This is a genomic window from Burkholderia sp. HAN2018 (genome assembly GCF_024704855.1).
In the GTDB taxonomy this organism is placed as follows: domain Bacteria; phylum Pseudomonadota; class Gammaproteobacteria; order Burkholderiales; family Burkholderiaceae; genus Burkholderia; species Burkholderia cepacia.
Window position 1 is genome coordinate 1 of the sequence record NZ_QOBB01000273.1, and the last position, 8,623, is coordinate 8,623.

The 8,623-nt window shown below is 70.1% G+C and carries 8 protein-coding genes, 1 pseudogene and 1 riboswitch; of the genes and pseudogenes, 8 read left to right on the forward strand and 1 reads right to left on the reverse strand.

What is annotated here, in order from left to right; all coding sequences use genetic code 11:
* Positions 1 to 198 (reverse strand): annotated as a pseudogene (locus tag DPV74_RS36270) (gamma-glutamyl-gamma-aminobutyrate hydrolase); the annotation flags it as partial.
* A gap of 280 nt (positions 199 to 478) precedes the next feature.
* Here DPV74_RS36270 and DPV74_RS36275 point away from each other — a divergent pair.
* The 8 genes from DPV74_RS36275 to DPV74_RS36310 all read left to right on the forward strand — a co-directional run bounded on the left by DPV74_RS36275 (position 479) and on the right by DPV74_RS36310 (position 8,540).
* A complete protein-coding gene (locus DPV74_RS36275; protein WP_027788082.1) occupies positions 479 to 1,159 on the forward strand; it encodes a GntR family transcriptional regulator in 681 nt (226 codons plus the stop codon).
* 6 nt (positions 1,160 to 1,165) lie between these two features.
* Positions 1,166 to 2,542 (forward strand): amidase, encoded by a 1,377-nt coding sequence (locus DPV74_RS36280; RefSeq protein WP_119338933.1) that lies wholly within the window; start codon positions 1,166 to 1,168, stop codon positions 2,540 to 2,542.
* A 140-nt stretch (positions 2,543 to 2,682) separates the two neighbouring features.
* Positions 2,683 to 3,195 carry a disulfide bond formation protein B gene (locus DPV74_RS36285; RefSeq protein ID WP_027788084.1) on the forward strand — a complete coding sequence of 171 codons (513 nt, stop codon included), beginning with the start codon at positions 2,683 to 2,685 and terminating at the stop codon, positions 3,193 to 3,195.
* Positions 3,196 to 3,836: 641 nt separating this feature from the next.
* Positions 3,837 to 4,841 (forward strand): xanthine dehydrogenase accessory protein XdhC, encoded by a 1,005-nt coding sequence (xdhC, locus tag DPV74_RS36290; protein ID WP_027788085.1) that lies wholly within the window; start codon positions 3,837 to 3,839, stop codon positions 4,839 to 4,841.
* An 18-nt stretch (positions 4,842 to 4,859) separates the two neighbouring features.
* Complete coding sequence (locus tag DPV74_RS36295; RefSeq protein ID WP_021163946.1) at positions 4,860 to 5,885, forward strand: adenosine deaminase; 1,026 nt, start codon at positions 4,860 to 4,862, stop codon at positions 5,883 to 5,885.
* 27 nt (positions 5,886 to 5,912) lie between these two features.
* Entirely contained in the window at positions 5,913 to 6,260 is a 348-nt protein-coding gene (locus DPV74_RS36300; protein WP_081066142.1) for a hypothetical protein, read from the forward strand.
* Positions 6,257 to 7,573: a guanine deaminase gene (gene guaD, locus DPV74_RS36305; protein WP_119338935.1), complete on the forward strand. Its 1,317-nt coding sequence runs from the start codon at positions 6,257 to 6,259 to the stop codon at positions 7,571 to 7,573. The genes DPV74_RS36300 and guaD overlap by 4 nt, the downstream gene beginning before the upstream one ends.
* A 178-nt stretch (positions 7,574 to 7,751) precedes the next feature.
* Positions 7,752 to 7,889: riboswitch (yybP-ykoY riboswitch) on the forward strand.
* A gap of 78 nt (positions 7,890 to 7,967) precedes the next feature.
* Positions 7,968 to 8,540: a TMEM165/GDT1 family protein gene (locus tag DPV74_RS36310; protein WP_021163944.1), complete on the forward strand. Its 573-nt coding sequence runs from the start codon at positions 7,968 to 7,970 to the stop codon at positions 8,538 to 8,540.
* The last annotated feature ends 83 nt before the right edge of the window (positions 8,541 to 8,623 follow it).

Below are 8,623 nucleotides of genomic sequence, written 5' to 3' on the forward strand. Positions count from 1 at the left end.
GACGGCGGCGCCCGTTGCACCGGGCGCACCCGGCTCGGACGCCGCCGTGACCGGCGACGCGCCGTCCGCGGCGACGTTCTGCGCGGCGGCCTGGGCTGCCGGCGCATCGGGCGCTTTCGCCGGATCGGTACGGGGGGAATCGGAAGAAACGGAGGAGGTGCCGGGCAGACCGGCCGGGGAAGGCGTGTTTTCGCTCATGACGATGGTCTGGTACGTCGCTCACGCGTATGGATAAACGAGGATTCATTATGCGTCAGCGCACGATCGCGCGGCAAACCTGCAACATCCTGTCGATATTGTTGCAAGTCGGCGGCAAACTGCGCCGGCAAGCGCCCCCGTCCCTCGCGCCGGCAAGCCGGTGCACCGACGCCGGTACTGGACACCAGTGATATATCACAATAATATCCAGCCATCGTCCACGCTTCCCGATCGCCCGCGCCATGATCGCGCCCCGTCCGGCCGCCGCGCCGCACCCCGCATGAATGCCCTGACCGACGTCACCCGCGACCGCCCCGCCGCACCGGCGGCCAGCCTCGCCGACCGCGCTTATGCGCTGATCCAGCGCGACATCATCACGATGCGCCTGAAGCCCGGCGCCGCACTCAACGAAGCCGACCTCGTCGCCCGCACCGGGATCGGCCGCACGCCGGTGCACCAGGCCGTCCATCGGCTCGTACTCGAAGGGCTGCTGTCCGTGATGCCGCGCAAGGGATTGATGGTGCAGCCGCTGTCGCTCGACGACATCGTCGCGGTGATCGACGTGCGGCGCATCAACGAAGCGCACTGCGCGGAACTCGCCGCGCGCCATGCGACGCCCGACGATCTCGCGCGCCTGGCCGCGCTGCTCGACGAAGGACAGGCGTGCGTCGACACGCACGACGTCGAGGGCATGATGGAGCTCGACCGCGCGTTCCACCAGGCGATCGCCGCGGCCGCGCGCAATGCGGTTCTCGCCGAGATCCTGCGCGCGCTGCACGAACGCTCGCTGCGCTTCTGGTTCGTCACGCTGTCCGAACCCCACCATCTCGCCGACGTCCAGCACGAGCATCGCGAACTGTTCGACCGGCTGTCCGCGCGCGATGCCGCCGGCGCACGCGCGGCCGTCGAAAACCATATCGACTCGTTCCGCTCCACGCTTCTTCAACATCTTCGCCCCTGAGCCGCCATGACCACTTTCACTCCCTTTCCCCCGCTCGCCCAGCTCGCCGCCGATCTCGCCGCCGGCCGGACCACGAGCCGCGCGCTCGTCGACGCCGCGCTCGACCGGATCGCCGATCCGTCGGGCCAGGGCGCGGTCGTCTTCACCGAAGTCGATGCCGACAACGCGCGTGCCGCCGCCGACGCGCACGACCGGCTGCGCGCCGCGGGCACCGTGCTGTCGCCGCTCGCGGGCATTCCCGTGTCGGTCAAGGACCTGTTCGACGTCGCGGGCCAGGTAACGCGCGCGGGTTCGCGCGTGCTCGACGGCGCGCCGGCCGCGCGCACCGATGCGGTCGCCGTCGCCCGGCTCAAGCGGGCGGGCGCGGTGCTGGTCGGCCGCACCAACATGAGCGAGTTCGCGTTCTCGGGGCTCGGGCTGAATCCGCACTTCGGCCACCCGCGCTCGCCGTACCACCGCGACGTGCCGGGCGACGCACGGATTTCCGGCGGCTCGTCGTCCGGCGCGGCCGCGTCCGTCGCCGACGGGATGGCCGCCGTCGCGCTCGGCACCGACACGGGCGGCTCGATCCGCATTCCGGCCGCGCTGTGCGGGCTGACGGGATTCAAGCCGACCGCGAGCCGGATCCCGACACAAGGCGGCGTACCGCTGTCGACGACGCTCGACTCGTTCGGCCCGATCGGCCTGACGGTCGCCTGCTGCGCGCTCGTCGACCGGATGCTCGCGGGCCTCGAACCGCACGTGCCGGCCGCCCGGCCGCTCGAGGGCGTACGGCTCGGCGTGCTGACGAACTACGTGACGGACGGTGTCGATGCCGACGTCGCGGCCGCGCTCGACGCCGCGCTCAAGCATCTCGAAGCCGCCGGCGCGATCGTCACGGAAGTGCGCTTCCCGGCGCTCGACCGGCTGCCGGACGTCAACCGCTTCGGCTTCTCGCCGATCGAGGCCTACGCATGGCATCGCCCGCTGCTCGCTCGGCACCGCGACCAGTACGATCCGCGCGTGCTCACACGCATCCTGAAGGGCGAACCCGCGAGCGCGGCCGACTATCTCGACCTGCTCGCCGCGCGCACGGCGATGCTCGACGAAGCCGCGCACACGGTCTGGGCGCGCTTCGATGCGCTCGTCGCGCCGACGGTGCCGGTCGTGCCGCCGCGCATCGCCGACCTCGAAACGGACGACGCCGCGTTCACGCGCACCAACGCGCTGATCCTGCGCAACCCGAGCGCGTTCAACTTCCTCGACGCGTGCGCGCTGTCGCTGCCGTGCCATCCGCGCGACGCGGCGCCGGTCGGCCTGATGCTCGCGGCCGCACCGCATCGCGACGACGCGCTGCTCGCGATCGGCCAGGCCGTCGAGGCCGTGCTCAATACGATCCGCTGAACGCAGCCAGCCGAGCGCCGGCGGACAGGGCGCGCGGTGCGGCAGGTTGCCGCACGCGCGCTGTCAGTTTCGTGCCAGACCGTTCGCGCTAAAATCGCGCGATTGTTTTCCGGACCGACCCCACGAGGAACCCCGCCGACATGAACGACTACACGCTCGCAATCCGCCGCGAACGCCGCCTGCTGATGCTGCTCGGCTGGGTGTGCATCGCCCTGCTGGCCGGTGCGCTCTACCTGCAGTACGTGAAGAACGAAGATCCCTGCCCGCTGTGCATCATCCAGCGCTACTTCTTCTGCGCGATCGGGATCTTCGCGTTCCTGGCCGCCGGGATCCGCAACTGGCGCGTCATCTGGGTGCTCGAGCTGCTGATCGCGATCGCCGCGGCCGGCGGCGTCGGCACGGCCGCCCGGCATCTGTCGATCCAGATGAATCCGGGCTTCAGCTGCGGCTTCGACACGCTGCAGCCGATCGTCGACAGCCTGCCGCCCGCGCAGTGGTTCCCCGGCATGTTCAAGGTCGCCGGGCTGTGCGAGACCGTCTACCCGCCGATCTTCGGCATCCTGCTGCCCGGCTGGGCGCTGATCGGCTTCGCCGCGATCCTGGTTGCCGTCGTCGCGAGCCTCTGGCGCCATCGTCGCAAGCTCGCGGCCTGACCGGCCGGTTTCGCACCGGCCTGCGCGCGGCCCGCTCACCCGGGCCACACGCCGCCGGCCGGCAAGCCCGGCACCGGAGCATTCGCCGAACCGGCCCGGCCGGTCGCCCCTGACCGGCCGTACCCGGGCGGCCCCGCGTAAACACCTACCTCGCCGCCGCCCGGATAGCCGGGCGAACGCGCATCGCGCGACTTCCGCGCCCAGCCCCGCCACGCCTGCGTTTTGGCCCGATGTGCACGCATCGGCGCCCCGATCCCGGGCGGCGGGCCTATGATCGACATGATCGCCTCCTGATAGCCCGGATCACCGCCCCGCGATGTTCCCGTCGCCGTGCGGTGCTATCTTCCGGACTGGATGGCGATCTACGTGCGCGAGGCCAGGCGGTCTCACCACCCCTGCGTAACGCGCGCCCGATCCGCAATGTCGACTGGATTCAACATGACAACGCAAACCATCCGCATCCGTCACCCTCATGGCGTCCGCGTATCCGGCGGTGCCGTCCGCGCGCACCGTCGCCGCGCCGCCGCCGCACCGCATTCGCCGTGCGGCCGGCCCGCCCCGTTCCCGTCCGTCATCGTTGCCGCCACGCTCGCCAGCCCGCGCCGCGTGTCGTGCCGCGTCGTTTCGCACGGGGTGTGCTGATGGAAGCCTGGCTCGGCGATCTGCAGCAACTGCTCGCGCACGGCGAAGCCGCCGTGCTCGTGACGGTCGCGCACACCGACGGCTCCGCGCCGCGCGAAGCCGGCACCAAGATGCTCGTCACGCGCGACACGGCACGCCATACGATCGGCGGCGGTCATCTGGAATGGAAGGCGATCGAGATCGCGCGGCATCTGCTGAAGGACGGCGCGCACGTGCCGCACGCGCGCCGGCTCGAACGGCTCGCGCTCGGCCCGAGTCTCGGCCAGTGCTGCGGCGGCGCCGTGGTGCTCGCGTTCGAGCGGCTCGACGTCGGCGATCTCGGCTGGATCATGTCGCTCGCGAAGCGAGTCGCGGCCGGCGCCGCGACCGTGCGTAGCGTATCATTCGGCCCCTCGCCGGGCGCGCCGCTGTTGAGCGAGCCCGAATCGGAAGCCGCGCGTGCCGACTGCCTGCTGTGGGAAACCGGCGGCGTGTCGCTGATGACCGAAACGATCGCGCCGTATGCGTTCCCCGTCGTGCTGTTCGGCGCCGGGCACATCGGCACTGCACTCGTGAAGGTGCTGGCGACGCTGCCGTGCCAGGTGCGCTGGATCGACGGGCCCGATGCGGTGTTCCCGCCGGCCGACGCGCTCGCCGGCATCGGCAACCTCGCGATCGAGGCGGCCGCTGCCCCGGCCGACGCCGTCGACACGGCGCCGCCGCAGTCCTACTTCGTCGTGATGACGCACGACCACGCACTCGATTTCGTGCTGGCCGAGCGCATCCTGCGACGCGGCGACTATGCATACTTCGGGATGACCGGCTCGCACGCCAAACGCGTGCAGTTCGATCATCGCCTCGCGGCGATCGGCATCGACCCGGCCCAGGTCGCGCGGATGCGCTGCCCGATCGGTGTCGAAGGCATCATCGACAAGGCGCCCGAAGTGATCGCGATCTCGGTGGCTGCGCAATTGCTGCAAGCCGTCGAAGCGAACGCGGCCGCGCAGGCTTCCCCTACCTACTGACCGACCAAGAACGACGCCATGACCCCGACATTCAAGGACAAGATCGCCCGCGCGCCGAAAGCGGAGCTGCACATCCACATCGAAGGCTCGCTCGAGCCCGAGCTGATCTTCGCGCTCGCGCAGCGCAACGGCGTGAAGCTCGCGTACGACTCGATCGACGCGCTGCGCGCCGCCTACGCGTTCACCGACCTGCAGTCGTTCCTCGACATCTATTACGCCGGCGCGAGCGTGCTGCTGACCGAGCAGGATTTCTACGACATGACGGCCGCGTACTGCGAACGCGCGCTCGCCGACAACGTCGTCCACACCGAACTGTTCTTCGATCCGCAAACGCACACCGAACGCGGCGTGCCGATCGAGACGGTAGTCGCGGGCATCGAGCGCGCACTCGCCGATTACGAGCAGCGCGGGCTATCGAGCAAGCTGATTCTGTGCTTCCTGCGCCACCTGTCCGAAGAGGACGCGCTCGCGACGTTCGAATCCGCGCTGCCGCTGTTCGAGCGCTATCGCCATCGCCTGATCGGCGTGGGCCTCGACTCGTCCGAACTCGGCCATCCGCCGACGAAGTTCGCGCGCGTGTTCGACAAGGCACGCGCGCTCGGGCTGAAGCTCGTCGCACATGCGGGCGAGGAAGGCCCGCCCGCGTATATCTACGAGGCGCTCGACGTGCTGAAGGTCGACCGGATCGACCACGGCGTGCGCAGCATCGAGGACGCGGCCCTGGTCGAGCGTCTCGCCAGGACGCGCACGGCACTGACCGTCTGCCCGCTGTCGAACCTCAAGCTGTGCGTGTTCGACGACATGGCGAAACACACGCTGAAGGCGCTGCTCGATCGCGGCGTCGCGGTGACGATCAACTCCGACGATCCCGCCTATTTCGGCGGCTACGTCAATGAAAACTACTTCGCGACGGCCGAGGGGCTGCAACTCACGGATGCCGAAGTCCATGCGGTGATCCGCAACGGCTTCGAGGCATCGTTCATCGAACCGGCGCAGCGCGACGCACTGTACGCGCGCCTCGACGCGTACTGGCAGGCCGCCTGACGGCCCGCATCGAGGAACGCCAGACAGATGAAACACGGCAACGGCATCCGCTTCGCAACCACCGGCCCGGCATCGCGCCGGAACGGTCGCGTGCGTGCCTGCGCGGCGAGCGCGCCATTCGTCGTCGCCCGCCCGTGCTTGCCGTCGCGGTTTGCCGCTGCGTTCGCCGCCGCTCCGGTCGCGAACGCAGCGGCTGCGAGGCCCGCCGGCAACCACTCGCCGGCGGCTTCGGCCGCCACGTTCGCCCGCGCAATCGCCTCCGGTCGTGCCGCACGCAGCATGCCGCTACCGCTCGCGAAACGCCGTCCCGCCGCCCTCCGGCGTCGATCGCTTTCTTCTGTTCGCCTTACCTTGATGCAGGACCATTCGTCATGACGCAAACCGCTTTCCGTTCCCAGCTGCTGACCTTCAACGGCGACCCGGCGCAATCGAGCCAGGCCGCGAACTACGAGACCGACGGCCTCCTGATCGTCGACGACGGCAAAGTCGTCGCGGCCGGCCCGTACGCGCAGCTCGCCGCGACGCTCGCGCGCGACGCGATCGTCCACGACCTGCGCGACAAGCTGATCGTGCCCGGCTTCATCGACACGCACATCCACTATCCGCAGACGGACATGATCGCGTCGCCGGCGCCGGGCCTGCTGCCGTGGCTGGACAAGTACACGTTCCCGACCGAGCGCCAGTTCGGCGATCCCGAGCATGCGCGCGAGGTGGCCGACTTCTTCGTCGACGAACTGCTCGCCTGCGGCACGACGAGCGCGCTCGTCTACTGCACGGTGCACAAGCAGTCGGCCGATGCGCTGTTCGCGGCGAGCGACGCGCGCGACCTGCGGATGATCGCGGGCAAGGTGCTGATGGATCGCAACTGCCCCGAATTCCTGCGCGATACCGCGCAATCCGGTTACGACGACAGCGCCGAGCTGATCGGCCGCTGGCACGGCAAGGGCCGCCAGATGTACGCGCTCACGCCGCGTTTCGCGCCGACGTCGACCGAAGCGCAGCTCGAGGCGTGCAGCGAACTCGCGCGCCGCCATCCGGACGTGTTCGTACAGAGCCACGTCGCGGAGAACGTCGACGAGGTGAAATGGGTGGCCGAGCTGTTCCCCGGCCATCGCAGCTATCTCGACATCTACGACCGCTACGGGCTGCTGCGCCCGCGCGCGGTGTACGGCCACTGCATCCACCTCGACGACGAGGACCGCCGCCGGATGGCCGAGACGCGCACCGTCGTCGCGCACTGCCCGACGTCGAACTTCTTCCTCGGCAGCGGGCTGTTCGATTTCGACAAGGCCGGTGAACACGACGTGCCCGTCACGCTCGCGACCGACGTCGGCGGCGGCACGTCGTTCTCGATGCTGCAGACGATGAACGAAGCGCACAAGGTCGCGCGGCTGTCGGGCCACCACCTGACCGCGACCCGGATGTTCTGGCTCGCGACGGCCGGCGCCGCGCAGGCGCTCGACCTCGCCAACACGGTCGGCACGCTCAAGCCGCGCACCGAGGCCGACTTCGTCGTGCTCGATCCGCAGGCCACGCCGCTGCTCGCGCGTCGCACGAAGCGCGCGGATTCGCTCGAGGAACTGCTGTTCGCGTTCGCGCTGCTCGGCGACGACCGCGCGGTGTACCGCACCTATGCGGCCGGCGAACTCGTCCACGAGCGCGGGGCGGCGCGCCGCCCCGCCGCGTAACGGCGCTCCGGGGGGTGTCACGGCAGGCGCGGGCGTTCGCCGCCGCGTCTGCCTGCGGCCGCTACCCGCCTGCCGGGCCTGCTGTACGGCCGGAGCTTGCCGAACGCCAATCCCCGCCCCGACACCAGGCACCGCACCGCTCGACCGCTTTCCCGCGCGCGACACGCCGTGCTAGAATTCGCCGCTCATTGGGGAGTAGCCGCTCCGCTCGATGTCCCGCGCCCCCGGCGCGCATCGTGACGGAGGCGTCCGTCAACAGACTTGGCCTTGCGGCCATGGCGGGCGCAGCCACCTAGGCCTGGCGAGACCGATGGTTCACAGTGCGCCGCATCAGGGCCCGGCGCGCCGTGGATCGTCGCTCGCACGCACAACACCGGCCCGTGGAACCCCATACGTGTCTCAAGCCTTCCTGATCTCCACCGGCGCCGTCGCCCTCGCTGAAATCGGCGACAAGACCCAGTTGCTTTCCCTCGTCCTGGCCGCGCGCTATCGCAAGCCGGTGCCGATCATTCTCGGCGTGCTCGTCGCGACGCTCGTGAACCACGGTTTCGCCGGCGCGCTCGGCGAATGGCTCGGCGCGCTGGTCACGCCGTCGATCATGCGCTGGGCGCTCGCGTTCTCGTTCATCGCGATGGGGTTGTGGATCCTCGTGCCGGACAAGCTCGACGCCGACGAGGCCAATGCCAACCGCTCGCGGCTCGGCGTGTTCGGTGCGACCCTCGTCGCGTTCTTCCTCGCGGAAATGGGCGACAAGACGCAGATCGCGACCGTCGCGCTGGCCGCGCGCTTCCAGGACTACATCGGTGTCGTGGCCGGCACGACGTTCGGGATGATGCTCGCGAACGTGCCCGCGATCCTGCTCGGCGACCGTTTCGCGCACCGCCTGCCGACGAAGCTCGTGCACGGCATCGCGGCCGTGCTGTTCGTCGTGCTCGGCGCGCTGGCGCTGCTGGGCGTCGGGGTCTGACGGGGAAGAAAACGGCAGGCGCGGCCGGACGGCCGCGCCGAGGCTGATGCCGCGTTACTTGGCGGCGGCGGCGCCCGAAGCGG